This window comes from Henriciella mobilis (genome assembly GCF_003576315.1).
Lineage (GTDB): Bacteria > Pseudomonadota > Alphaproteobacteria > Caulobacterales > Hyphomonadaceae > Henriciella > Henriciella mobilis.
Genome location: NZ_QWFZ01000039.1, coordinates 39,189 through 62,980 on the forward strand (window position 1 = coordinate 39,189; position 23,792 = coordinate 62,980).

The window sequence follows — 23,792 nt, forward strand, 5'->3', positions numbered from 1 at the left end:
CTGTTAACGTAAATCCTGCGGCGCTGATTCTGTTCAGCGGTCGAATCGATCCTAGGGAGCCGACATGTCCGATATTCTGGACCATGAAGATGGCAACATTATCAATGAACCGCTGAGTGAGGCGCTCACCAAGCGTTACCTTGCCTATGCGCTTTCGACGATCACGTCTCGCGCCCTGCCTGATGTTCGGGACGGCCTTAAGCCGGTCCAGCGTCGTATTCTCTACGGCATGCGTGAGCTGAAGCTCGATCCGGATGCTGGCTATCGCAAGTGTGCCAAGATCGTTGGTGATGTCATGGGTAACTATCACCCCCATGGCGACAGCGCGATTTATGACACGCTTGTTCGTCTCGCCCAGAACTTCTCCGTTCGATATCCGCTCGTTGATGGCCAAGGCAATTTCGGCAATATCGACGGCGATAGCGCCGCTGCTTACCGGTATACCGAAGCGCGCATGACCGAAGCCGCCAAGCTGATGCTCGAAGGCCTCAGCGAGGATGCGGTCGACTTCAAGGACAACTATTCGGAGACCGACACCGAGCCAGTTGTTTTGCCGGCCGGATATCCAAACCTGCTGGCGAATGGGGCGACCGGCATTGCGGTCGGTATGGCCACATCAATCCCGCCGCACAATGTTGCCGAGGTGATTGATGCAGCGCTCCTGCTGATCGAGAATCAGGACACGCCGATTACCGAACTGATGAACGTCATGCCAGGACCGGACTTTCCGACTGGCGGCATCATCGTCGAGCCGCGCAGTGCAATCCGGGAGGCATATGAGACCGGGCGCGGCGGTTTCCGCGTGCGTGCGCGCTGGCATACCGAAGACCTGGGCCGGGGTACGTGGCAGATTGTGGTCACGGAGATCCCGTTCCAGGTGCAGAAGTCGCGTCTCATCGAGAAACTGGCTGAGCTGATCGAAAGCAAGAAGGCGCCGCTTCTAAGCGACGTCAAAGACGAGAGTGCCGAAGACATTCGCATCGTTCTCGAACCGCGTGCCAAGACGGTCGAGTCCGATGTCCTGATGGAAAGCCTCTTCAAGCTCTGCGACCTGGAATCGCGTTTCCCGATGAACATGAACGTGATTCATAAGGGCGCGCCGCGGGTCATGGGGCTGCGTGAGGTGCTGCAGGCCTATCTCGACCATCGCCGCGAAGTGGTGGTCCGCCGGGCGCAGTTCCGACTCGACAAGATCGACAAGCGGCTCCACCTGCTCGACGGTTATCTCGTCGCTTATCTGAACATCGATGAGGTGATCCGCATCATCCGTGAAGAGGATGAACCCAAGCAGGTCATGATGGAACGCTTCGGGATTACCGACGTCCAGGCCGAAGCCATTCTCAATCTTCGTCTTCGCGCCCTGCGCAAACTCGAGGAAATGGAGATCAAGCGAGAGCATGAGGAGCTCTCAAAGGAACGCGAGGACATCCAGTCGCTGATCGGCTCGAAGCGGCGTCAGTGGACGCGTGTTGGCAAGGAGCTGAAAGAAGCGCGCAAGGCCTTCGATCCCGACACCGAGCTTGGCCGTCGGCGGGCTGCTTTCGAGGATGCGCCGGAGATCGATCTCAGTGCCGCTCTCGAGGCCTCTACACCTAAGGAACCTGTTACCGTTGTCCTCTCTTCCATGGGCTGGATCCGGGGTATGAAAGGTCACGGTCTCGATATGGACTCGACCAAGTTTAAGGATGGCGACTCGTTGTTCAAGAGTGAGGAAGTCTACACCACTGACAAGGTCGTTCTTCTGTCGAGTGATGGCCGAGCCTTTACGCTGAATTGCGACAAGCTCCCTGGTGGACGAGGCCATGGCGAGCCGATCCGGCTGTCTATCGATCTGGAAGACAATGTCGACATCGTCGCCATGTTCAAACTCGAGCCGGAGCGCAAACGTCTCGTCGCGTCGGACATTGGCTACGGATTTATCGTGCCAGAAAGCGAACTTGAATCGAACCGCAAGGCCGGAAAATCGGCCGTGAATACAGGCGATGGAAAGCTTGTCGTTTGCGAGATTGTGCAGGGCGACCACATCGCTGTGATCGGCACGAACAAGAAAATGCTTGTCTTTGCCCTTGATGAGTTGCCGGAAATGCCGCGCGGCAAGGGCGTCAAGCTGCAGACCTATCGCGGCAAGGACGCACTGGCAGATGCCATGACATTCTTCAGCGAAGACGGCTTGTTTGTTCGAGACGCCGCAGGCCGTTCGCGCGGTTTTCCTGAATGGCAGGAATGGCTCGGCAAACGTGCGCAAGCCGGCAAGGTTGCGCCGAAAGGGTTCCCGAAATCGGGACGTTTCAACGGATAGCTTGCCACGACGGGAGCCGACGTTTAGTCAGGAAAACAAGGTTTCAAATGATGCTGGAGATCCTTGAATGACCGCACTTTATGTTCTGCTCGGGGCTCTGGCCATCGTCGCGGTCTTCCTGATCGGCATCTACAACTCGCTGGTTTCGAAGAAGCAGCGCTGCAATCAGGCGTTTGCGGATATCGATGTTCAGCTGAAGCAGCGCCAGAATCTCATCCCGAACCTCGTCGAGACTGTGAAGGGCTACGCTTCTCACGAGCGGGAGACCCTTGAGGAAGTCATTCAGGCACGCAATTCGGCTGTTGCGGCGGGGACGCCCGGCGAAATGGCGCAAGCGGAAGGCGTGCTGACCAGCGCGCTCGGCAAGCTTTTTGCGCTATCAGAAGCCTATCCGGACCTTAAAGCCAACGAGAATTTCAAGGACTTGCAGGACGAACTGTCGGTGATCGAAGACAAGCTCGCTGCCGCGCGGCGCTTCTACAACGCTGCCGTCCAGGACTACAACACCTCCCGCGAGCAGTTTCCGAACTCGATTGTGGCCGGCATGTTCAACTTCCCTGAGCGTGAGTTCTTCGATCTCGGCGGAGACCGCACGGCGCTTTCGACAGTCCCGGAAGTCAAGTTCTAGCGCGCGCTTTGAACCATGGCGCCAGGCGCGCAATCGCCTCATGTGTTTCAGCAGTCGAAACAGCGAAACTGAAGCGAATATAGCGGTGTCCGTTCTCCGGATCGAAATCGATGCCCGGGGCGAGGACGACACCGGTATCTGTGAGAATTTCCTTGCACATCGCCATACTGTCATCGCTGAAACGTTCAATATTGGCGTAAACATAGAAGGCGCCGTCCGGCGGTGCGATCTCGTCCAGACCCATCTGCGGCAACGCTTTCAGTAGAAGTGACCGGTTTGCCCGGTATGTCTCTAGATGTCCTTGAAGCTCATCAGTTTCGTCCAGCGCCACAAGCGCGGCATGCTGGGCCAGCGAAGGCGCTGTCAGGAACAAGATACCAGTATAGGCTGCTGCCTTGTCGGCATAAGCATCTGGCGCGAGCAACCAGCCAAGCCGCCAGCCGGCCATGCTGAAATACTTCGAGAAGCTGTTGATCACAAAGGCGTCCGGCTCGAATTCCAGCATGCTGTGAGTCCGGCGCGTATAACTCAGCCCGTGATAGATCTCGTCGGAAATAATGGCGATCCCGCGTTCTCTACAAACACTGGCTAACGCGCTGAGTTCTTCGCCCGACATGATGGTTCCGGTTGGATTCGCTGGGCTTGCGATGATGAGCCCGTCCGGGGCCGGTTCGAGCGTAGCGATCCGTTCGGCCGTGAGCGAAAACCTGTTTTCCGGCCCGCAATCCAGCTCCAGAGCCTTCATTCCCAACGCCTTGACCGTGTTTCGATAGGACACGTAACCGGGCCGTGCCATTGCGATGGTGTCGCCGGCGGAAAATCTGCAGGCAAGCGCCGAAACGAGGCCCGCTGAAGCTCCGGCTGTGATGGCTATCTGTCCCGGACGAACCGAAACGCCATAGGTGTCGAGGTAATGCTGGCAAAGCCGCTTCTTAAGTGGGGCGCTCTCCCAATAGCCGAGGCTCTCTGCAGAGAGTATCTTCTTGGCTTCTTCAATCGCTCGGGCAGGGGCTCCTGTAGATGGCTGGCCGAACTCCATATGGATGATCGACCGGCCTTGGGCCTTCAGATCATATGCGATCTTGCTGATCGAGATCGCGTGGAACGGATCGATATCGACACCCATGGTTGCCCTCTTTGCGTCTCGTCTTACTTCGCAGCGATGGATGGCAGCCAGGTCGCCAATTCCGGCACCAGTGCGACCAGGAGGATAATCATCAGCTGGAGGCCAATGAACGGAATGGCGCCATGCCAGATCTGAGATGTCTTGATTTCCTCTGGTGCAGCGCCACGCAGATAGAAAAGCGCAAACCCGAATGGTGGGGTGAGAAAGCTTGTCTGCAGGTTGAGCGCCATGAGGATCGCCAGCCAGACCGGATCAAAACCCATGATGATGAGCGGTGGTGTCACCAACGGCACCACCACAAACACAATCTCGATGAAGTCCAGGAAGAAACCCAGGACGAACATGACCAGCATCGCGCCGACCAGCGCGCCCCATTTACCGCCGGGAAGCGAATGGAGAAGGTCGGCCACGATTTCGTCCCCGCCAAATCCCCGGAAAACAAGCGAGAAGAGAGATGCGCCAATCAGGATCAGAAACACCATAGAGGTGATATGCACGCCGCTTTGCAGCGCTGGTGACAGTTGCGACTTGCGGTACAGAACCAACATGCTGGCGAATACACCGGCGAAGAAAACAGCCGTTGCGACGAGCGATACTGCCACGCCAGCATAGGCGAGCGCGCCAGCATCAGCCACGCCAAGCCGGAGATCCACGAGATTGGTGACCGTCAGAATAAGCGCTACGCTCGCAAAGGCTGCATATATCAGGGGTACCAGTCTTCGGTCTTGCACTTCTGAAAGCCGAAGCCCGGCAAGAAGTAGTGCGCCGGCCACACCGATGGCAGCAGCTTCAGTAGGTGTTGCTACACCTGAGAGGATTGCGCCGAGAACCGCAAAGATAAGAAGCAGGGGGGCTCCTAGACCGAATAGTATCTCCTTGCGGGTGAGCGGGTCACTGCTGGACGTGGTGGCAGCCGGACACCGCTCAGGCCTGAGCCACGCATTGAGGGCTATCCATAAGAGGTAAAATCCGACCAGAATCAGGCCCGGAAGCAGAGCGCCAGCAAATAGGTCGCCAACAGACACAACAAAAGCGCCCACGTTCATTTGCGAAGAAGCCTGGCTTGCCGCGTTCGACACCGCATCAGCGAGCAGGATCAGTACAATGCTAGGAGGTATGATTTGGCCGAGCGTTCCGGATGCGGCTATCGTTCCAGTTGCCAAGCGCGGATCATAGTTCTGCTTCAGCATGGAGGGGAGCGCGATCAGCGTCATTGTGATGACTGTTGCGCCAACAATACCGGTGGATGCGGCCAGCAGTGCGCCCACGAGTATGACCGCGAAGCCAAGCCCCCCATTGATGCGACCAAGCAGGCGGCTGGCGATGTGGAGCAGGTCCTCGGCAACTTTCGAGCGTTCGAGGATGACGCCCATCAGGACAAAGAGCGGTACGGCAACCAGCGTTTCGTTCTGCATAATCGCGCCGCCTTGAATGCGGCTTGGCAGGGAGCCGAGCAGGGATTGTGGGAATACGCCGAGCGCCATGCCAATCAGTGCAAAAATAAGAGCGACGCCGCCAAGGGTCAGTGCAACCGAGTACCCTGCAAGCAGGGCAGCGATGGCTGTGGCAAACATGCCCAGAGCCAGAATGATCTCAAGCTCCATAGTGAGATTCCGTTTCAGGGTCGTCTTGGGCGTCGGCAGGCAAGCCGCCCGTTAGCTTCAACGCGGCGCGGAGGGCAACGGCAAGGCCGGCCGCAATCATCAGCACGGCAAAAACCGGCACGAGCGTCTTGAACAGAAAAAGAATTGGAAGACCGTCGCTTTCCCGCGACCCTTCGAACAGTAACCAGGAGCGGCTCAGTCCCTGTTCGCCCAATGTGATCAAGCGGATCATGATAGGAAACAGGAACAAGTAAGTGCCACCGAGCTCGATCCAGTAACGCCCGCGTTCGCCAAACTTGGGTCTCAGAATATCGACCCGGACATGCGCATCATTGGTCAGAGCGGAGGCCGAGCCCAGCATGAATACCGCCGCGAACGCGTAGATCACAGCTTCTGACAACCAGGTCCACGACAAGGCGAAGGCATAACTCGCAATTACAACGGCCAGTTGAGCCATCACCAGGGCGATGGCAAAGAAGATGGCGGCGTTGAGCGCCCAACGGATTGAGCGGTCAAGATAATTTCTGAGACGCCGAGCCGGTTCGGAGAAAAGCCTGGGGAAGGTCAGCGTCAGCAGGGGCAGCAGCAGGATAGGCACCAGAAAAAAGCCGATCCAGTTCAGGAAAGCGCCGATCCGCAAGAATACCTCAGGCTCCAGCATTTCAGCCTCTAGCGCTTCCGGCCGAGTTCGCGAGCGGCGTAGTAAGGACCATCAGATACATTCGCCCAATTAGACATGCTTGCCAGCGCGGTCTCAAAGCTTTCGTAAATGCGCTTCTCGATTCCATCTTTTCCCGCCGCTGCGCGAACGTCCCGTGAGGCTTCTGCCATTGCCTTTACGACGTCTTCGGGAAAAGACCTGAGCTGAACACCATGTTCTTTCGTCAGGATGTCGAGATAGACCGCGTTCTGGTAGGTGAATTCGCCAAGCGAAGTATGATTTGTACTTTCACAAGCGGCCTTCACGACTGCCTGCTCGCTCGCCGACATGCTGTCCCACAGTTTCCGATTGATCCCGACGGCGAGGCTGGCACCTGGTTCATGAAAGCCTGGGCCATAATAATATGGCGCTTCGCGGTAGAAGCCGAGCGAATAGTCGTTCCAGGGGCCCACCCATTCGGTCGCGTCGATATTGCCCGTCTGAAGGGCCTGGTATATTTCCCCGCCCGGCAATGATTTGGCCGCTCCGCCAAGCGCTCGTAGGACATCACCGCCTTGGCCGGGTATCCGCATCTGGAGGCCGACCAGGTCATCAAGGCTGTTGATTTCCTTTCGGAACCAGCCGCCCATCTGGTGGCCGGTATTCGCGCCCTGAATTGGTTTGATGCCGAAGTCGCCAGAAAGCTCATCCCAGAGCGCCTGTCCGCCGCCAAAATCGATCCATCCCATGATTTCCTGTGCCGTCATGCCGAAGGGCACAGCCGTGAAAAAGGGGTAGGCAGGTGATTTCGCTGTCCAGTAGTAGTCCGCCCCGTGATAAATGTCCGCCGAGCCGTTTGCCACGGCGTCGAAGCTTTCAAAGGCTGGGACAAGTTCGCCTGCCGCAAAGACTTTGACCTCAATAAAGCCTTCTGACATCGCGCCGATGCGCGCGGCCACACGTTCTGCCGCTTCACCCAGACCCGGCAGTCCCTTTGGCCAGGTCGTGACCATATTCAGCTGTCGGCGGTTCCGGCTGATCGACGGCGCGGATACGCTAGACTGAGTGCCGGGATTGCTGAAAGAGGCAGCGGCGCCGCCAAGCCCCAACAGGCCTGCGCCCAGCAGATTGCGTCTGCGCATCTTTTCCTCCCCCGGAACTCAAATTGGCTGCACCTGCTTCAGGCAGATCTTGTTGTCTATTCGTCTTCTTCAAGCCGACGCCAGACCGGCCCGTCAAGCACCTCAAGAGGCTGGAAGCGTTTCTTGTAGGCCATTTTCGGACTCTGCTTGATCCAGTAGCCCAGATAAACGTGAGGTAACCCGTAGGATTCCGCGTTCCGGATATGGTCGAGGATCATGTACGTGCCGAGGCTGCGCTTTGGCTGGCGGGTATCGAAGAAAGTGTACACCATCGAAAATCCGTCGCGCAGGATATCGGTCAGGGAAACAGCGACCAGCGGTGAATCCTCCTCTGGGCCTTGCCTGTACTCAAAGAGAGCCGTTTGCACCGGGGTTTCATTCACCATGCCGGCATATTCGCGAAAGCCCATATCGGACATACCGCCGCCCTCGTGACGGTTGACGAGATAATGTTTCAGCAGACGGTACTGCTCTCGCGTGGCGCGTGGCTCTACGGGGCGACGAACCAAGTCTCTGTTCCGGCTCAGAACGCGCAGCTGATTTCGGCTTGGCGAGAAGCTCTGTGCATCGACGCGGACGCTCCGGCAGGCATTGCAATTCGGGCATGCAGGGCGATAGGCGACCGACTGGCTGCGACGGAAACCCGCTTCACTGAGCTGGTGGTGCAGAGCGTCGGGCGCTGCCTGGCTGAGATGCGTGAAGGCTTTGCGCTCAAACTGGTCCGGCAGGTACGGGCAGGGCGTCGGCCCCGTCACGTAAAACCGCAATCCACGGCGAACGCCCGGAACAGTAAAGAGTGTTTCATCAAGCTTCATTGTTACCGATTAACACACTCAAAGGTCAAAACGCCAAGGGGCCAGCAGCGTAAATGCCACCCAGATCACCAATACTAATGGACCACCGAACTTTACGAAATCCGAAAATTTGTAATGTCCGGGGGCCATTACAAGCATATTCGTCTGATAGGCGACTGGAGACGCGAAACTGCAGTTGGCTGCATAAATGACCGCCAGAATGAATGGCAGGGGGTCAGAACCGGTTGCGTGAGCCGCTTCCAGGGCAATGGGCGCGAACAGTACGGCTGCAGCCGCGTTGCTCAAAATATTGGTCAGAAATGCGACGCAGAGGAAGACTGCAGACAACACCGCGAGTGGGCCAAACGGCTCAGATGCATCGACCACAAGATCGGCGATCAAAGAAGCGGCGCCAGTTCGCTCGAGGGCTGTGCCCATTGCCAGAGCAGCGCCGATGACCAGAAAAATACGCAAATCCAGAGCGCGACCAGCCTGCCGCACGTTCAGGCACCGGAACAGGATCATCGCCGTAGCGGCTAAAACGGAAGCGATGAGAATGGATGTCAGTCCCAGCGCTGCGAGTAAAACCATGCCGATAGCGATGAGCCGTGCGGCATAGCCCCGCGCCGTCATGGGAAGCTCGCTCTGGGACCATTCGAGCAAGATCAGGTCGCGGCTCGAACGAAGGCTCTGAAAGGCATCGATTGGTCCGCACAGCAACAGCGTGTCACCGGCTTCAAGCCGGATTTGACCGAGTTTGGCCCTGATCATCCGGGATCTTCGCTGAATGCCCAGAACAACAGCCGACGTGAGGCGGCGAAAGCCGATAAGTTCAACCGTGCGACCTGCCATGCGAGAGCCCGGTGCGACGACCGCTTCCATGAGGCTGAGTGGCGGCACGTTGTCATCGACCGATTCGTTCTCGTTTCCGCCGCGCCAGAGTTGCTGGAGCATACCTGGCCTGGACGCGAGCAGATCAGTCAGGGCTTTTCGCGTGGCGGCAACGATTACGAGGTCTCCGGGCTGAAGCCGGATATCCTCAAAAGGTGGCAAGATTGCTCGCTCGCCTCTCTGAATCATTCTCACCGTCATGTCCCTGAGGTCTGGAAACATGCCTGCGACCGGCTCTTGCCCGTTGAGGAAGTGGTCGTGGGTGATGTCGATCTGGGCAAGAAACTGCTTGCCGGATGGCACCAGTTCGTCAGCGAATGTGTCCCGGTTCGGCAGAAGCACCCTGGACATCAAGGCAATATAGGCGAGGCCAACGCCAGCAAGCATCAGGCCCATCGATGTCTGCTCGAAAAACCCCAGTCTTACTCCGTCAATACGACGAAGCGCGTCAGCCGCAAGAAGGTTGGTTGATGTGCCAATCAGGGTGGTCATGCCGGCCAGGATCGATACGAAACTGAGAGGCATCATCAAACGCGATGCGCTCGTCTTCATCCTCATTGCGATGGCGCTCATGACAGGAAGGAACATGACCACGACGGGCGTATTGTTTGTGAATGCGCTGATGCCGAACACGGCGAAGAAGGTCGCCAGCAGTGTCGATACCGGCCGTTTCCCGTACTGACTGACGAGGACTTTTGTCGGCCCTTCGATTGCGCCCGTCTGGAACAGGCCCTGTCCGACCACAAGCAGCGCCATGATCGTAATCAATGCGGGATTGCCGAAACCGGCCAACAGGTCAGCAGACGAGATAGGAGTCCCGCCGGTCCCCGTGGCGCCAGGCAGTGAAAACAGAATTAAGAACCCGGCAATCACACAAATGGAGACGGTCTCCATCGACCACCGGTCCAGCATGTAAAAAACGATGGTAACGGAAACCGCCAGCAAGCTGGCCCACATGGGCCAATTCGACATCAACTCAGCGGTCATCCGGCCTCCTCGCCCACGAGAGCGACCTTGGCTCAGGGACGCTCGTCAATATGGACGACTATGCTCAAGCGACGGTTTTGTGGCAAGTAAGGTGCGTCGGGACGCAGTGGTTTAGTGTCTGAAAGGCCGGAAACGCTGGCTATCAGATCGTCCGGAACGCCGTTTGCGATCAGGCCGCGCCGCGCCGCATTGGCCCGACCGGAGGACAGCTCCCAATTGGAATAGTCTTGGCGATTGACCGGTTGACTGTCCGTATGACCTTCCAGGGAGATGGGGCGCCCAATGGTTTTGAGTATGCCGGATGCAAGTGCAATCAGCGATTCGCCTCTTTCGTTGAGGCTTTCCATCCCGTTTTCGAATAGCGGTGCCTGGTCAAGATCGATAAGTTCGATCCGAAGACCATCCTTAAAGCGCGTCAGGCTCACATTTGTGGAATTGTCAGAGAACAGAGCGGAGTTCGTGAGCAAAGCTTCCACATCGGAAACTGTCGATTCTTGGTCTGGCTCAACGGAAACGGCTTCCATTTTGTCGGCCCCAAACTGCCGGGCGAGGTCGGCACGTTCCTCAGAACTGGCGCCAGACACCATCCACATCACGATAAAAAAGGCGCAGAGGGCGGTGAGGAAGTCTGCGTAAGCAAGCTTCCAGGCTCCCAGTCGCCTAATCGGCGCTTGGGGCGTTCTGCCTTCCAGCGCCTGTGATGAATAGTGTCCAGCCATTGGCTCCGATCTTTCTGATCTGGTGCTTGTTTACCATGCCAATCTTGAGGGCGGGTCTCGTCGAACGTTTCAATTTGATCGAAATCTGAGAGACCGGCATATTTTGATTGCGTGACAGGCACGTGCGTCCATCCGGCGGGTGTTACTGGCTCACCTTTCGCGGTAGGCGTTTGTTGCAATGAAGAGGTGAGATCATGAGCAAATGTGCATTCCTTGGCCTCGGCGTCATGGGCGCCCCTATGGCTGGTCATCTTGCCAGGCAAGGACATGACGTGAAGGTGTGGAATCGTACAGCTAAAAAGGCTTCGACATGGTCTCAAACACATCGCGGTGAAGCTGCCAAAGATGCGGCTGATGCCGTATTCGGTAGCGAGTACGTGTTCATGTGCCTCGGCGATGACCCGGATTTAGAAGAAGTATTTGACGCGATCGAGCCGAACCTCGCTGCGGGAATGATCGTTGTCGATCACACAACGGCAAGCGCCGAACTGGCCCGCAGGCTTCACGCCCGCTGCGAGGCGCGAGGGGCCAGTTTTATTGATGCTCCGATTTCTGGCGGCCAGGCTGGTGCCGAGAACGGTAAGCTCACGATCATGTGCGGCGGTGATGCGGCTGGCATGGAAAAGGCCATTCCGGTGATGAAAGCCTATGGTCATCGCATCACACACATTGGTGAAAGCGGGGCCGGACAGCTGGCCAAATCTGTGAATCAGATATGCATTGCAGGCATTGTTCAGGGGTTATCGGAAGGCATCCACTTCGCCGAGCGCAACGGCCTTTCCGTCGAAAAGGTGATCGAGGCAATTTCCGGAGGTGCGGCCCAAAGCTGGCAGATGGACAATCGCTGGAAGACGATGAGCGATCGCGAGTTCGACCATGGTTTCGCCGTTGACTGGATGCGAAAGGATCTCCGAATAGCCCTCGACGCCGCCCGTGCTTCCGGCGCGAGCCTACCGGTCACCGCGCTGGTCGATCAGTTTTATGCAGATGTTCAGGCCATGGGCGGGCGGCGCTGGGATACTTCGAGCCTGCTTAACCGACTTAACAGTAAAAAAGCCGACTGACGTGCGCCAGATTGATGTTCACGTGAAGACACGCGACAAGGACGCGGTGATCCGGGTGGTAAAGGCGTTCAAACCGGTGGACTGGATGATCTTTCCAGTCGAACAACAAGATCGTGCACTTGTGCGCATCATCATGCACGACGGCCGCAGTCAGTCGTTGAGCGACGGTTTGCAGGACGCTTTACGTGATAGCCGGGACTGGCGCATCACAATGATTCCGATTGAAGCGACTTTGCCTGTGCCTGAGCCGCTCGAAGACGAAGAAGCCAGAGCCAACCTGCAGGTCCTGCGGGAAGAGTTGCTGGACGATGTGACGCGCGACGCGGCCTTGAACCGCGATTTCCTGATCCTGTCCGGTCTATCCACAGTGGTTGCGGCGATCGGTCTGAATTCAGATGGAGTCGCAGCCGTGATCGGGGCCATGGTCATCGCGCCTCTGCTGGGGCCAATTCTTGGTTTTGCCTTGGGAGCCGGGCTCGGCAATTTCAATCTCATAGGCAAATCGACTCGCACGCTCGCAGCAGGCATTGGGGTCGCGCTTCTGACGGCTTTTCTATTGTCGTTCCTGCTTCCAATAAACAAGGAAAGCCACGAACTGATGTCGCGCGCGGAAGTGCGGCTGGACGGCGTTGCTTTGGCTCTTGCCGCGGGTGGCGCGGCTGCGTTGTCTATGGCGCGCGGGCGGTCCGCCGTTCTTGTCGGCGTGATGGTTGCCGCGGCGCTTTTGCCGCCCGGCGCAGCCCTCGGCCTGTTTATTGGATCGGGCGAATGGACCTTGGCCACGCGCGCAGCGATGCTGTTGTTGCTGAATATCGTCTGTCTGTTTCTCTCTGCGCTAATCGTTTTTCGTTTCAAGAAGATTCGGCCGCGTGGCTGGATCGATCAACGAAACGCCAGCCGCGCAACCAGGATAAATGCCGGGCTGTCCGCAGGATTGTTGATCCTGCTGATTGTGCTGATTGTTGTTCTCGACCTCGGGTCGTCAGTCGACCTGACCTAGTAGGGTCGGGACGCTCTAGTTTCGTGACGGGTAAATACCCTGCAACGCGATACAGGTTTTGAGCTTCGCAGCATGATTTGCACCTGGAGAAGCCGGCTGTGACGGGTTTGTCTCGCCGTTGTTGCGGATAACGATGCTGGATACTCGGTCGTTGAAGCCCTCATTAACGAGGCACGCATCAGTATTGCTCACCGTCATGCTTGCTCCGTCCAGTGCCGTGCCGTCATAAAGCGTCGCCGTCCATCCGTCCGGCAAACGGATAGAAGACATGTCATTGTCCGTAAAACCCGAGAGTGCAGATAGCGGGTAATTGCCCGGCGCGAGCGAAACAGACCAACCCGAAAACTGGCAGTGCTGATAGACCTCTGCCTTCAGGCTTGACGCCGGAGGCGGCGACGACTTCGTTGGACGAAGATCAGGCAGAGCAAAGGTCGTGCGCCCATCGCCACCGAATTGAGTGCCGAGAAGGCTGAATAGTGCTGTGTTTTGATTGATCGGTAGAAGCTGTCCTTCGGCCGCCGCCCAACCTCGCGGGCAAAATTGGTACGGAAACTCCTGGATTGTGCCGAGATAGGCGTCCTGAGCTTGAGCACTAGGCGCTAGCGCCATAAGGGCGGCGCATGTCGTTACCAATCCTGTTGTCAGCTTGTTTTTCATTGCGTCCTCCCCTGTTCGGGCCACTATGGCCGAGTGCGATAGGATCGCAAGAGGTTTCCGGGTGGCTTCTGGAAGGAGAAACTTTGGCAAAATCAGAACACAAGACAAAGCCGACCGGGCGATCTCCAGAAGCGTTTGTGGCAAGTGTCGAAAACGAGACCCGCAGACGTGATGCGGAAAGGCTTCTCGTTGTATTCGCAGAAACGACAGGCATGGTGCCGAAGATGTGGGGTCCGAGCATCATTGGATACGGCCGCTATCAATACAAATATGAAAGTGGGCGGGACGGGGAGTTCATGCTGACGGGGTTTTCGCCCAGAAAGGCCAATCTCGCCATTTATGTCATGCCCGGATACTCAGCGATGTCGGACAAGCTGGACCGCTTGGGGAAGCACAAAACTGGAAAATCCTGTCTCTACATCAACAAGCTGGCTGACGTGGACGAAAGTGTGCTCGCAGAAATCATTCAGGATGGCTTGCAATACATGCGTGCGAAATACGAAACGCGGGACGACTAGCCGTTTGATGGTCAGAGCGTTTCAATAAGCGAGCGGAGAAGGGCGTCGATTCTTTCTCGCGCTTCAGCATGGGACATCGCACTGTCGTTGAGAAATATTGTGAACGCGTAATCGCGTCCAGTTTCGGAACGAAAGTAGCCGGCGAGACCATCCACTCCAAACATTGTCCCGCTTTTTGCCCGCACAACGCCTTCCTGGACGCCGCGCGGAAGCCGGTATTCGAGTGTTCCATCTTTTCCATTTGCGGCGAGTAGGCCAGACCAGCTTTCATACCAGGGTTGGTGGGTAGCCCACACCAGAAGCCCCGTCATCGCATCCGGTGTAATGCGGTTGTAAGAAGAAAGGCCGGAACCGTCCGCAATATTGAAATCGTGCTGATCGGCGCCCGACTCGATGAGCAGGTGTTCAAGCAGATGAAGGCCAGACTCTGATGTCCGATCGCGGAGCGTCAACGAAACGTGGTGAAGGAGGACTTCAGAGTGAAGGTTGTTACTTTCATGCAGGATTTCTTCCATCGTCTTCATTGGGTCCGGCGCGGGATGCTGAAAAAGCAGCCTCGGCGGGATACTCCTGTCGGTTTTAACCGTAGCCTGTCCGGAGCGAAGGATCTTCCCCTCGACCAGTACTCCAGATTCAGCGAGACGTTTGCGGAACAGTTCGCCAGCATAAATTGAAGGATCGTCCAGTCCGAAGCGTAGCGGAACCCGACCGGTGTGCAGCCCGATCGTTCCTGTAATTTCAGCCCAGCGTGAGCCCGGCCTTTTGAGGAAGTCGAGATCGAAGCCGTGCAACACAGTGTGCGCCTGAGAAACGTCTACATTGAAAGCAGGCAAATCCAGCCATGTGAGGATGGGCGGCGTATCGATCTGTGTCCCTGGAGCAATCGTCGCGTGAGCTGTCGCGTCATCGACCGTCAGGGCCGAAACGGCTGCGCCAAAAGCAAATCTCAGATCATCCTGGGCCCACCCACTCGGCCAGTATGACTTCTGAAACAGACTGTCATCGATGATGATGTTCTGGACGCGAGCGATGCCTTGCGCCTGCACAGCATCGACGAACTGGCTAAGACAGGACGTCTCGCAAGCCTCGTCATCGGACAGGGTGGCATCACCACTTCCCCTCAGGATAAGGGAGGGCAGTGGTGCGTCAGGCCCCTGTTTGATCAAGAGGGCCGTGCCGCGCGGCCAGCCACTGTTCTCAAAATTACCCAAGAAATGAAGCGCCGCAGCCGTTGTGACCAGTTTCAAAGTGGATGCAGGCATGAAGCGCTGGTTGCCATTCGCCGTCAGCACGGCGGAGCCGTCCACGGCGCGGACGCTGATACCCCATCGGCCTCCGTCGACATCGATCAGGAGCCTGTCATCTAACGCTGTTTGAGCGTTCGCTGCGGCAAACGCCGCGAGCGTGCCGATGATAAGCCAGCTTCGAACAGCAAGCGCAGCGGCCTGCATGATTTGCGAAACCATCAAGCCCCCAGTGCGGCTGCAGCCTCTTCGGCAAAATAAGTGATGATTCCTGCCGCGCCGGCGCGTTTGAAGGACAGAAGCGTTTCCATCATGACGCGGTCTCCATCGATCCAGCCATTCTGGCTGGCGGCCTTGATTTGGGCGTACTCGCCAGAGACCTGAAATGCGATCGTGGGGACGGCAAAGGTTTCGGAAACACGCCGAACGATATCGAGATAGGGCAGGCCTGGCTTGACCATCACCATATCGGCGCCTTCAGCAATATCCATTGCAACTTCGCGAAGCGCTTCGTCGGAGTTGGCAGGGTTTTGCTGATACGTTTTCTTGTCGCCTTTCAGGGCGGTCGCTGATCCGATTGCATCACGATAGGGACCATAAAATCCGCTCGCATATTTCGCCGCATAAGACAGGATCATCGTGTTGGCGTATCCCCCGTCTTCCAGGGCATCGCGGATTGCGCCGATCCTGCCATCCATCATGTCCGATGGTGCAACCACGTCCGCACCAGCCTCAGCCTGGACGAGAGCCTGCCTGACGAGCAGGTCGGAGGTTTTGTCGTTCAGAACGTAGCCATTCGTGTCGATTACACCGTCGTGCCCGTGGCTTGTGAAGGGATCCAGCGCCACATCGCAGATGATTCCGACCTCCGGCGCTGCATCTTTCATGGATTTGATGGCGCGCGGTATTAAACCCTCCCCGTTGAGGGCTTCACTTCCCATCTCATCCTTGTGCGCAGGATTGATATGCGGAAAAATCGCTATTGCGGGTATGGAAAGCTCACGGGCCCTGCGAGCTGCCTTGGCTGCTTCCTCGACATTCAGCCGAAACAAGCCCGGCATGGAGCCGACTGGTATCTTCGGGTCGCTGCCATCATGCACAACCATCGACCAGATCAGGTCGGACGGCGTAAGGACGTGCTCTCCCGTAAGAGATCGGATCCAGGGGGCTTGTCTTAGCCGGCGCAGACGTGTGCGTGGGAATGATTGAGGAAACGGTGTGGTCATTGAGCTTTTTTACTCCGAAAGAGTGTCTTGCGAAGGCGCTTTCTCATGAAGGTTCGTTTGGAAACATCCATGAATTCGGCCTGAGCTGTCTCGATTTGCAGCATGAAGGGCCTCAACTGCGACCGCTTCATGTGCCGAAAGCCAAGCGTTGTATAAAAGGGCGCATTCCACGGAAGGTCGCGGAATGTTGAGAGGGTCAATTCGAGAACATTTCGGTCGCGCGCTTTGCTTTCCAGGTTTTCCATGAGCGCAGTGCCGATGCCCTGGCGGCCATATTCGGGTGAAACGCTAAGCTGGTCCACATAAAGGCCGCCGTCCCTCAACGATGCCATGACAAATCCGACAATGGTCTTGTCGGGCATTTGCGCAACCAGCAGCCAACCTTCATTCATAGCGCCCAGCAGGGCCTCTCTAGGTACATGATCTGCCAGTGCTTCTTCGCTGATCAAGCCAGTAGGGGCGAATAATAGCGAGGCCGCCTTATCCACTTCAATGATCTCCGAGAGATCCGCAGGAATGGCAGGTCGAATAGAGAAAGCGGCCTGATGTCCGGCGCAACTTTGAAAAGATCGGGATGGCAACGTCTTCTGCCTCGGTAGCCACTCAAACAGGTTGGGCTGATTTAAATCTTCAGCTCACAGATTGATTGTTTGCGAGCTGAGCAGCCTTACGCCGACAAGCGGTCCCCGTTGCCATTGTCGTGAAGCCTTGCACCGTTTGATCTTGCGATTGTCCGGACTGACGATCTCTACGGTGAACCGGGCGGGCAAGACGACGCTGTGCTGAAGCAGCAGTTTTGCACCCCGTTGAGACATATCCTTGACGACGAAAGGTATCTTGAAGCCAGTCTCCAGCACTAGAGTGCCGTTTGTGTTGACGTCAAATCTTGGATGTTCGCGGTTCTCGGACATGTCGTCTTGTCCTGCATTATCCGCTGCGGGCTTCGCGGCAATAGTTCCAAACTTCTTGTTCGTTGCCGATGCCATCGTCTTCGTCCGTAGAATATTCAGGCCCCGAGAGCTTCACAAAACCCGATCCTGCCCGTTGAAGAAATCTAAGATCATGATTGATGAAGTGCTTTGCCAGCTCTTTCAAGTGGTCCTTTGCGCGTAAAAATTAACGTTTATCCCGGGGATTGTTAACATTCGCGCGCCAGGGAAGGGGTGTGTTTAACGAAATATCAGGAAGAGCAGTTTAAATCAGATCAAACTACAACAAAAGTTGAGTGATGATGGTGGTAACAATGAACAACACTGCGCAAGCAGTGACCGGAGAAGAGCCGGTTGCTGAATCCTTTCTGAAGTCGCTTTCTCTGCTTGAGCAGGCGCATCGTCGACTTCACGACGTGGTCAAGGATGACCTGGAGCGTGGCGGCGAACGTCACCTGACAGGCGTTCAGGCCCTGCTAATCTATGAGATCGGCGAAGGAGAGACCCCAGCGTCCGTACTTCGAGCTCGTGGCGCATTTGCTGGCACCAGCCTTTCCTACAATATCAAGAAACTGCAGGAAGGCGGCTATCTGGAGCAGTCGCGGTCGGAAGCCGACAAACGAACTGTCCATCTGCGACTGACTGAGCGTGGCCATAAGGTCCGTGAGAGGGTTGAAGGCTTGTTTTCCAAGCAGGCGTCCGCACTCGAGCCGACGGCGAGCGTGCGCCCTACGGATCTTGCGCAGCTGAACAAGACAGTCTCCCGCCTTGAGCGCTTCTGGTCGGATCAGATTCGTTTCCGCCTCTAAATTAATGCTTTTCAACAACAGATGGAGCCCTTAAACAGGGTTCCATCTATGTTGAGGTGGGTATCGATAGGTCTTTCGGCGACGTTTGTTGCGTCGCCTGCGCTTGCATCGCCGTGGTCACGCGGGGACAGTGAGCTTTATGCCCGTCTTGCCATTTCCAGACATACGGTCGATGGGCTTGATGGAATCCGATGGGATTCCTATTCCGAATACGGCCTGTCCGATGACTGGACCGTTTCTCTTAAATACGAGCGTCTGGAGTTTGACCGCTTTGGCGAGTTTGATCGTGACGGCTGGCGCGTGACCGCTCGTCGCGGTTTCAAACTGCCCAAAGGTCTCGTTTTCGCGCTGGAAGGAGGCGCCTTGTCTGGCGATGCAATCGGCGGTGCGGCCGGTTGTGAGACTTTGGGCGCCGAGGCACGGGTTTCGATCGGTCAATCCACCAGAGTGGGTGGAGACACGGTTGGGCAGGACATTTTCTGGTTCGCAGAAGGGGCCGTTCGGTCTCACGAAGATGGATGCCAGCGCGAACGCGCGGAAATTGGCCTGGGGCAGCGGCTCTACAAGGATGTCTGGCTGGTCTCCCAAGCTTGGTTTGACTCCGGAGACAGCAACGCTTCCTCAAGCAAGTACCAGTTCGAATATCTTTGGAAGGCGGATGGTTTTGATATCTCCGCCGGCACACTGATCGAGTTTGGCGGAGAATTCGACGAATCTGCCGTTTTCTTTGCAGTGGCCCGAACATTTTAGGGTGTCGCTGTTGTCTCGGATTCAGGACCGTATCCGGTCTCATGCATGACATAAGCGATAACTGCGTGACGGGCATCCTGACGGTGCACACCTGAAAATGTCATGTTGTTGCCAGGCAGGAATGTTCGTGGATTGTTCAGCCACTCCTCAAGTTTTTCAGGTGTCCAGCGAAAGCTGGCCTCTTCAAGCGCGGTCGAATAGTTGAAACCGGGCCGCGATCCAGCTTCGCGACCAATTATGCCAAAGAGATTTGGGCCGACCAGATCAGGTCCGCCTTCCTTGAGCGTATGACAGGAGCCGCAGAATTTGAACGTGCGCCGACCTAGGGCATAGTCGGCTTCGTTGTAAGGAGAAGGAAGCGAAGAAAAATCTCGAGTCGACTCAGTTGATGTTTCTGCTCCGTTATTCGTCAGCTCCTGAGCGGGCGCCGCGGGCCCAACTGCGCGCACTTCTTTGCCTGAGTCGCATGCGGCTAGCCCACAAATCAGTAAAAGTGTTAAAAATCGGGAGTTTAAGGGCATTATATAATCTCGCGAATGAGGTCTGAAGTTGTCCTGCAAATGGATTTTTAGACCTTTCGATGGAGGTTGGCTCGTACGGCGCGTTGTCGCAAGCAGCTCAGGTGACCGTCCTCCTTTGAAATTTTCTGTTCCAAAGAAGTGCGGAATTAACATCGGTCGGCGAGCATCGTGGCAAGATGCGTCGACAGTTGATCACCTTCCTGTTGGCGGGGCTTTCCTTGCTGGCTACACCTTTCGCCGCCATCGCTGATGGTTTGCCGTCAGACCAGCCGCTGACAGTGTTGCAACCCGCCAATGCATTGTTGTCGCCAGACAAGGGTTCTGTGCGGCAAGCTGAGGCCGTTCACAGCGTTCAAATTGGTGCACAGACGCTGGCATTAAAGGTCCGCTATGGGCGGCCTGACCGGATCGACGCAACCGGCGTTGAAGCGTCGACTGGCATTGTTTTCCGCAGAAGTCGGCAGCTTCTGACTGTGGACCGGCCTCAGTCCGGCGAACGAGTTGAAGTGAGCCTTCTCACAGGGCGGTTATGGGTAGACGGGAAGCCGGGAGCGCCGCTCGACCTTGCTGGCATTGAAACAGACGGCCGTCTCTGGCTAAGTCCAGAGGCGCTTTCGTCGCTTGTTGGCGTGCCGGTATCGGTATCGGGTCGACCCGAGCCGCCGAGGCGAGACCCAGGCGCGAGGACGGCCATCGCGACAACCGATCTGTTGTTTCCGGCCCCCCTGACTCTTGATGATCGCTCGCAGGCGAGCCTGCTATTGGCGGCACATTCGCCAGAGAAGAGCGAAGGGTATTCAGCGCACCGCTTCTCCATTCCTGATTTAGTTTCTTTTGAGGGCGCTTTGGGTGGCTCTGTTCGGCAGCTAAGCTCATCGGGGATTGTGGGCGACTGGCGGGCGAGGGAATCCTGGCAAATAGAAACGGAAACCAGAAACACGCCGGAGGCAGGGCTGATTCTGGCGTCTGTAACGTCCCGTTCCAGTGATGATGGTAAAAACGCTCATCCGAGGTCTCCGGCCAAGTCAGCAAAGATGTCGAGTGAACATGCCAACGAGTTTGGACGGACTCATTCGCGCATCGTGGAGGTGTCGTTTTCTCGAAGCTTCTCCGAAACTCCAGCGAATAATCGCGTGCCCGTGCCTAGTTTGAAGGCGCTCAATTTTCGGAAAACCGATCGCGGCATTTCAGAGCGGAAAGCCGTTCCGGAAATATCAGCAACAGAAGTCAGTCGTTCAGTGCTATCTGTCGGTTCGGATGAGAAAAATGCCAAGGCGACTTATGAGCAGCCTGGTCCGGCCATCGGAGGTACTGTGTTTCTTGACCTAGATGGCAACGGTCGGGTTGATCCGATCGATCAGCGGCTTGAGGGCGAACTGCTCGCACTGATCAACATCGAGACGGGGCAGATGATAGAAAGGCGAAGCGCTGCCTTTGGTCAGTTCGGGTTCGCCGACCTAAAGCCTGGCCGGTACAGGCTACGTGTTCTGGTGGGATGGCAGGAGCATGTCGCTGAACTGACTATCAGACCGGGTGACATTGCGAGCGACGTGCCGCTGGCCATCGCGACGGGCCCGCCAGCAAGCCCTGGTCGATACATCAGGACCGCGCCTGCATGACACACAAAAAGCCCGGCCGGATGAACCGGCCGGGCTAATCGAGGCATCAGCCTTGGCAGCTGCTTATTCTTCGTCTTCTGCGAGAAGCTCTTCGCGAGAGACCTTCTTTTCCTTCACATCAACCTTTTCAAGAAGGTGGTCGACGACCTTGTCCTCATAGATCGGCGCGCGGAGCTGAGCCATCGCATTTGGATTCTTCTGGAAAAACTCAATGACCTGGCGTTCCTGGCCGGGGAAGCGTTGCGCTTCTCGGATCATGGCCTGCTGCACTTCCTGTTCGGAAATTGTGATTTCCGCCAGACGGCCCATTTCGGCGAGGACCAGACCAAGGCGAACACGACGTTCGGCGATCTTGCGATACTCGTCCTTCAGTTCGTCTTCGGACTTGTCTTTGTCTTCGTCCGAAACCCGGCCAGCGTCCATTTCGGCTTGAAGCTGCTGCCATATCTGGTCGAACTCCATATCGACCATCTTCGGCGGAAGCTCGAAGTCATGCTTCTCATCCAGGGCGTCGAGCAAGCTGCGCTTTGCTTTCGCGCGTGACGCATTGTCTAGCTCTTGCTGGAGCTGTTGCTTCACGAGGTTCTTCAGTTCGTCGAGAGACTCGATGCCGAGGCCCTTGGCGAATTCTTCATCGATGTCGGGCGTCTTGGGAGCGCGTACTTCGTGGACAGTCACGTCGAAGACGGCAGCTTTGCCGGCGAGATGGTCTGCCTGATACTGCTCCGGAAATGTCACTTCGACGGCTTTTTCGTCGCCCGCCTTGACGCCGATCAGCTGGTCTTCGAATCTTGGAATGAAGCTATTGGAGCCCAGAACCAGCGTGTGGCCCTCTGCGGCGCCGCCCTCGAAAGGTTCTCCGTCCAGCTTGCCGACAAAATCAATAACGACGGCATCGCCTTCACGAGCTTTTGCCGTCTTGCCACGTGCTTCGTATTTGAGATTGTTTTCCGCAACGCGCTCTAGGGCTTCATTCAGAGCTTCGTCATCAACTTGTGCAACGGGACGCGTAACCTTCAAGGTGGCTGCATCGACGGGCTCGAATTCCGGCATTACATCGACGTGCATGTGATAGGCAAGATCTTCCTTGCCCTCAAGCACGGCCTCCATGTCACTTTCCATGTGCATGTCAGGCTGGGAAGCGGGACGGACATCAGCGTCGGCGATGGCCTTTTCGCTCGATTCCTTCATGACGGCTTCGACAACCTCGCCCATGATCGATTTGCCGAACATTTTGTGCACATGCGCAGCTGGCACTTTGCCCGGCCGGAAGCCTTTCAGCTTCATTTGAGGACGGATTTCTTCAATGCGCTGGTCCAGCCGGGATTTCAGTTCGCTCGCCGGCACCTTGACCTTGTACATGCGGCTCAGGCCATCGGTGGTTTCGGTGCATTCCATCGTTCTAATTCCTTGTGCGCTCGGGCGCTTTCGTCAGGGGATTGGCGTTGTTCAGTCTTGAAGCGGGCGTGTATGTCATAGGCCTGCTTCACTGTCTATCCGGAGCAGTAGGCCAATGTCAGGTGGTGCGGATGGAGGGACTTGAACCCCCACGCCTCGCGGCGCCAGAACCTAAATCTGGTGCGTCTACCAATTTCGCCACATCCGCATCAGTAGAGAGCCGTTCTCGTAATTGCAGCCTTGCCGGGGATCAAGTCCTCGCGGCATAGAGCTCGTGAAGCAGTACTGGCAACGCCTCAGGCAAGTCTTCCGCTATCAGGCCGGGGCCGAGCCGCATACCAAGCTCGCCGTGGACCCAGCAGGCCGCGCATGCTGCATCGAAGACGGCCATTCCCTGAGCCATGAGCCCACCCGCTATGCCCGCAAGGACATCACCACTACCGGCCGTTGCAAGAAAGGGGGACGCATGGGTGTTTTCGACAAGGCGACCATCGGGCGAGGCGACAAGGCTGGATGCGCCTTTAAGAATGATTATGGCGCCGGACTGTTTTGAGGCCATCGAAACAGCATCCATGCGGTCGCCAGCCACCGGAAGGTCCGGGAAAATACGCCGAAATTCGCCCTCATGTGGTGTGAGTAGCGCTGGACCTTTTATTGCCGAAAAGAGCCTTTGCGGCTGCTCCTTGAACATCGTCAGTGCATCCGCGTCCAAAACCGCCGACGCAGCACCTTCGAGAACGGCAAGCGTGTTTTCTATCGTGTCCCGCGTAAGGCCGGCTCCCGGTCCGATGAGCGTGCATTGCGTGCGGTAGGCAAGAGCTTTGAGGGATTCCGGATCAGAGAACGACTGCACCATGACGGCTGTCTCGTGACTGGCGTTCACGAGGACGGCCCCAGGTGGTGAGAACAAGGTTACGAGACCCGCTCCGACGCGCAGGCCCGCCCTTGCCGAGAGCCGGACGGCTCCCGTCGACGATGCTGGTCCCGATACACAGCCAAGGTGTCCGCGAACATGTTTGTGGCTGTCTCGATCCGGCCACGGCCATGAGTTCATCCACAATGAGGGTGAGTTAGGAACTGCGGCCTGATTGGTCATACTCGGGTCTCAATTCAGAGTAGGCCCTTGTGGGCGAAGATTGCGCTCTGCTGAAAATCAAAGTGGATACAAAAGTCTTTTGCAATGATGGATCTCTCGCCCGCGAAGGTTCCAAACGCGCAGCGAACAGC

General features: G+C 56.8%; 23 protein-coding genes and 1 tRNA gene. 8 read left to right on the forward strand and 16 right to left on the reverse strand.

Going from position 1 to position 23,792, the window contains the following annotated elements:
- Positions 1-64 precede the first annotated feature (64 nt).
- Positions 65-2,299 carry a DNA topoisomerase IV subunit A gene (gene parC, locus D1227_RS17410; RefSeq protein WP_119405598.1) on the forward strand — a complete coding sequence of 745 codons (2,235 nt, stop codon included), beginning with the start codon at positions 65-67 and terminating at the stop codon, positions 2,297-2,299.
- A 67-nt stretch (positions 2,300-2,366) separates the two neighbouring features.
- The gene (locus D1227_RS17415; RefSeq protein ID WP_119376786.1) at positions 2,367-2,927 is read left to right on the forward strand and encodes a LemA family protein; all 561 of its coding nucleotides are present in this window, start codon (positions 2,367-2,369) and stop codon (positions 2,925-2,927) included.
- Here the strand turns inward: D1227_RS17415 and D1227_RS17420 are convergent.
- From D1227_RS17420 to D1227_RS17450, 7 genes are read right to left on the reverse strand one after another with little or no spacing between them, the layout of a single operon-like run.
- Positions 2,917-4,053, reverse strand: a complete 1,137-nt coding sequence (locus D1227_RS17420) for a pyridoxal phosphate-dependent aminotransferase (RefSeq protein WP_119405599.1) — start codon at positions 4,051-4,053, stop codon at positions 2,917-2,919. The genes D1227_RS17415 and D1227_RS17420 overlap by 11 nt on opposite strands.
- 23 nt (positions 4,054-4,076) lie before the next feature.
- Positions 4,077-5,657: a TRAP transporter large permease gene (locus D1227_RS17425; RefSeq protein WP_119405600.1), complete on the reverse strand. Its 1,581-nt coding sequence runs from the start codon at positions 5,655-5,657 to the stop codon at positions 4,077-4,079.
- A complete protein-coding gene (locus D1227_RS17430; RefSeq protein ID WP_233349851.1) occupies positions 5,647-6,318 on the reverse strand; it encodes a TRAP transporter small permease subunit in 672 nt (223 codons plus the stop codon). Before D1227_RS17430 ends, D1227_RS17425 begins: the two co-directional genes overlap by 11 nt.
- Positions 6,319-6,326: 8 nt before the next feature.
- Positions 6,327-7,439 carry a TRAP transporter substrate-binding protein gene (locus tag D1227_RS17435; RefSeq protein ID WP_119405601.1) on the reverse strand — a complete coding sequence of 371 codons (1,113 nt, stop codon included), beginning with the start codon at positions 7,437-7,439 and terminating at the stop codon, positions 6,327-6,329.
- A 56-nt stretch (positions 7,440-7,495) separates the two neighbouring features.
- Complete coding sequence (locus D1227_RS17440; protein ID WP_119405602.1) at positions 7,496-8,254, reverse strand: arginyltransferase; 759 nt, start codon at positions 8,252-8,254, stop codon at positions 7,496-7,498.
- An 18-nt stretch (positions 8,255-8,272) separates the two neighbouring features.
- A complete protein-coding gene (locus D1227_RS17445; RefSeq protein ID WP_119405603.1) occupies positions 8,273-10,111 on the reverse strand; it encodes an SLC13 family permease in 1,839 nt (612 codons plus the stop codon).
- Between the two features lie 32 nt (positions 10,112-10,143).
- On the reverse strand, positions 10,144-10,830 hold the full coding sequence (locus tag D1227_RS17450) for an OmpA family protein (RefSeq protein ID WP_119405604.1): 687 nt from the start codon (positions 10,828-10,830) through the stop codon (positions 10,144-10,146).
- 194 nt (positions 10,831-11,024) lie between these two features.
- Here D1227_RS17450 and D1227_RS17455 point away from each other — a divergent pair, with 194 nt between their 5' ends.
- Both D1227_RS17455 and D1227_RS17460 read left to right on the forward strand, forming a co-directional pair.
- Complete coding sequence (locus D1227_RS17455; RefSeq protein ID WP_119405605.1) at positions 11,025-11,894, forward strand: NAD(P)-dependent oxidoreductase; 870 nt, start codon at positions 11,025-11,027, stop codon at positions 11,892-11,894.
- A gap of 1 nt (position 11,895) precedes the next feature.
- A complete protein-coding gene (locus tag D1227_RS17460) occupies positions 11,896-12,894 on the forward strand; it encodes a TIGR00341 family protein (protein WP_119405606.1) in 999 nt (332 codons plus the stop codon).
- 15 nt (positions 12,895-12,909) lie between these two features.
- On the opposite strand, the gene D1227_RS17465 is transcribed toward D1227_RS17460, so the two are convergent.
- Positions 12,910-13,503: a phage tail protein gene (locus D1227_RS17465; RefSeq protein WP_411710421.1), complete on the reverse strand. Its 594-nt coding sequence runs from the start codon at positions 13,501-13,503 to the stop codon at positions 12,910-12,912.
- Positions 13,504-13,634: 131 nt separating this feature from the next.
- On the opposite strand from D1227_RS17465, the gene D1227_RS17470 reads away from it, so the two are divergent.
- On the forward strand, positions 13,635-14,069 hold the full coding sequence (locus D1227_RS17470) for a DUF1801 domain-containing protein (protein WP_233349853.1): 435 nt from the start codon (positions 13,635-13,637) through the stop codon (positions 14,067-14,069).
- An 11-nt stretch (positions 14,070-14,080) separates the two neighbouring features.
- On the opposite strand, the gene dacB is transcribed toward D1227_RS17470, so the two are convergent.
- The 4 genes from dacB to D1227_RS17490 are packed head-to-tail and all read right to left on the reverse strand — an operon-like array spanning position 14,081 to position 17,525.
- Entirely contained in the window at positions 14,081-15,535 is a 1,455-nt protein-coding gene (dacB, locus tag D1227_RS17475) for a D-alanyl-D-alanine carboxypeptidase/D-alanyl-D-alanine endopeptidase (protein ID WP_119405609.1), read from the reverse strand.
- The gene (gene hemB, locus D1227_RS17480; RefSeq protein WP_119405610.1) at positions 15,535-16,539 is read right to left on the reverse strand and encodes a porphobilinogen synthase; all 1,005 of its coding nucleotides are present in this window, start codon (positions 16,537-16,539) and stop codon (positions 15,535-15,537) included. The genes dacB and hemB overlap by 1 nt, the downstream gene beginning before the upstream one ends.
- Positions 16,536-17,120: a GNAT family N-acetyltransferase gene (locus D1227_RS17485; protein ID WP_158587775.1), complete on the reverse strand. Its 585-nt coding sequence runs from the start codon at positions 17,118-17,120 to the stop codon at positions 16,536-16,538. Before D1227_RS17485 ends, hemB begins: the two co-directional genes overlap by 4 nt.
- Positions 17,121-17,174: 54 nt before the next feature.
- Complete coding sequence (locus tag D1227_RS17490; RefSeq protein WP_119405612.1) at positions 17,175-17,525, reverse strand: PilZ domain-containing protein; 351 nt, start codon at positions 17,523-17,525, stop codon at positions 17,175-17,177.
- 257 nt (positions 17,526-17,782) lie between these two features.
- On the opposite strand from D1227_RS17490, the gene D1227_RS17495 reads away from it, so the two are divergent.
- A complete protein-coding gene (locus tag D1227_RS17495) occupies positions 17,783-18,277 on the forward strand; it encodes a MarR family winged helix-turn-helix transcriptional regulator (protein WP_233349855.1) in 495 nt (164 codons plus the stop codon).
- 48 nt (positions 18,278-18,325) lie between these two features.
- Positions 18,326-19,027 (forward strand): hypothetical protein, encoded by a 702-nt coding sequence (locus D1227_RS17500; protein WP_119405613.1) that lies wholly within the window; start codon positions 18,326-18,328, stop codon positions 19,025-19,027.
- On the opposite strand, the gene D1227_RS17505 is transcribed toward D1227_RS17500, so the two are convergent.
- Positions 19,024-19,701, reverse strand: coding sequence for a c-type cytochrome (locus D1227_RS17505; protein ID WP_233349857.1), 678 nt, complete (start codon positions 19,699-19,701; stop codon positions 19,024-19,026). The genes D1227_RS17500 and D1227_RS17505 overlap by 4 nt on opposite strands.
- 35 nt (positions 19,702-19,736) lie before the next feature.
- Between D1227_RS17505 and D1227_RS17510 the strand changes: the two genes are divergently transcribed.
- The gene (locus D1227_RS17510; RefSeq protein WP_147373351.1) at positions 19,737-21,167 is read left to right on the forward strand and encodes a carboxypeptidase-like regulatory domain-containing protein; all 1,431 of its coding nucleotides are present in this window, start codon (positions 19,737-19,739) and stop codon (positions 21,165-21,167) included.
- A 63-nt stretch (positions 21,168-21,230) separates the two neighbouring features.
- Here D1227_RS17510 and tig read toward each other — a convergent pair whose 3' ends face one another.
- From tig to D1227_RS17525, 3 genes are all read right to left on the reverse strand, one after another.
- Complete coding sequence (gene tig / locus D1227_RS17515) at positions 21,231-22,565, reverse strand: trigger factor (protein ID WP_119405616.1); 1,335 nt, start codon at positions 22,563-22,565, stop codon at positions 21,231-21,233.
- 123 nt (positions 22,566-22,688) lie between these two features.
- Positions 22,689-22,773: transfer RNA gene (locus D1227_RS17520), tRNA-Leu, on the reverse strand.
- A gap of 42 nt (positions 22,774-22,815) precedes the next feature.
- Positions 22,816-23,661, reverse strand: a complete 846-nt coding sequence (locus tag D1227_RS17525; protein ID WP_119405617.1) for an NAD(P)H-hydrate dehydratase — start codon at positions 23,659-23,661, stop codon at positions 22,816-22,818.
- Positions 23,662-23,792 lie beyond the last annotated feature (131 nt).

What these genes read in the sequence shown, in the direction of transcription:
- D1227_RS17420 (WP_119405599.1), bottom strand. Translation starts at nt 4,053, where the DNA reads ATGGGTGTCGATATCGATCCGTTCCACGCGATCTCGATCAGCAAGATC.
- tig (WP_119405616.1), bottom strand. Translation starts at nt 22,565, where the DNA reads ATGGAATGCACCGAAACCACCGATGGCCTGAGCCGCATGTACAAGGTC.
- parC (WP_119405598.1), top strand. Translation starts at nt 65, where the DNA reads ATGTCCGATATTCTGGACCATGAAGATGGCAACATTATCAATGAACCG.
- D1227_RS17415 (WP_119376786.1), top strand. Translation starts at nt 2,367, where the DNA reads ATGACCGCACTTTATGTTCTGCTCGGGGCTCTGGCCATCGTCGCGGTC.
- D1227_RS17440 (WP_119405602.1), bottom strand. Translation starts at nt 8,254, where the DNA reads ATGAAGCTTGATGAAACACTCTTTACTGTTCCGGGCGTTCGCCGTGGA.
- D1227_RS17505 (WP_233349857.1), bottom strand. Translation starts at nt 19,701, where the DNA reads ATGTTAATTCCGCACTTCTTTGGAACAGAAAATTTCAAAGGAGGACGG.
- D1227_RS17525 (WP_119405617.1), bottom strand. Translation starts at nt 23,661, where the DNA reads ATGACCAATCAGGCCGCAGTTCCTAACTCACCCTCATTGTGGATGAAC.
- hemB (WP_119405610.1), bottom strand. Translation starts at nt 16,539, where the DNA reads ATGACCACACCGTTTCCTCAATCATTCCCACGCACACGTCTGCGCCGG.
- D1227_RS17495 (WP_233349855.1), top strand. Translation starts at nt 17,783, where the DNA reads ATGAACAACACTGCGCAAGCAGTGACCGGAGAAGAGCCGGTTGCTGAA.
- D1227_RS17425 (WP_119405600.1), bottom strand. Translation starts at nt 5,657, where the DNA reads ATGGAGCTTGAGATCATTCTGGCTCTGGGCATGTTTGCCACAGCCATC.
- D1227_RS17435 (WP_119405601.1), bottom strand. Translation starts at nt 7,439, where the DNA reads ATGCGCAGACGCAATCTGCTGGGCGCAGGCCTGTTGGGGCTTGGCGGC.
- D1227_RS17455 (WP_119405605.1), top strand. Translation starts at nt 11,025, where the DNA reads ATGAGCAAATGTGCATTCCTTGGCCTCGGCGTCATGGGCGCCCCTATG.
- D1227_RS17465 (WP_411710421.1), bottom strand. Translation starts at nt 13,503, where the DNA reads ATGGCGCTAGCGCCTAGTGCTCAAGCTCAGGACGCCTATCTCGGCACA.
- D1227_RS17500 (WP_119405613.1), top strand. Translation starts at nt 18,326, where the DNA reads ATGTTGAGGTGGGTATCGATAGGTCTTTCGGCGACGTTTGTTGCGTCG.
- D1227_RS17445 (WP_119405603.1), bottom strand. Translation starts at nt 10,111, where the DNA reads ATGACCGCTGAGTTGATGTCGAATTGGCCCATGTGGGCCAGCTTGCTG.
- D1227_RS17450 (WP_119405604.1), bottom strand. Translation starts at nt 10,830, where the DNA reads ATGGCTGGACACTATTCATCACAGGCGCTGGAAGGCAGAACGCCCCAA.
- dacB (WP_119405609.1), bottom strand. Translation starts at nt 15,535, where the DNA reads ATGGTTTCGCAAATCATGCAGGCCGCTGCGCTTGCTGTTCGAAGCTGG.
- D1227_RS17430 (WP_233349851.1), bottom strand. Translation starts at nt 6,318, where the DNA reads ATGCTGGAGCCTGAGGTATTCTTGCGGATCGGCGCTTTCCTGAACTGG.
- D1227_RS17490 (WP_119405612.1), bottom strand. Translation starts at nt 17,525, where the DNA reads ATGGCATCGGCAACGAACAAGAAGTTTGGAACTATTGCCGCGAAGCCC.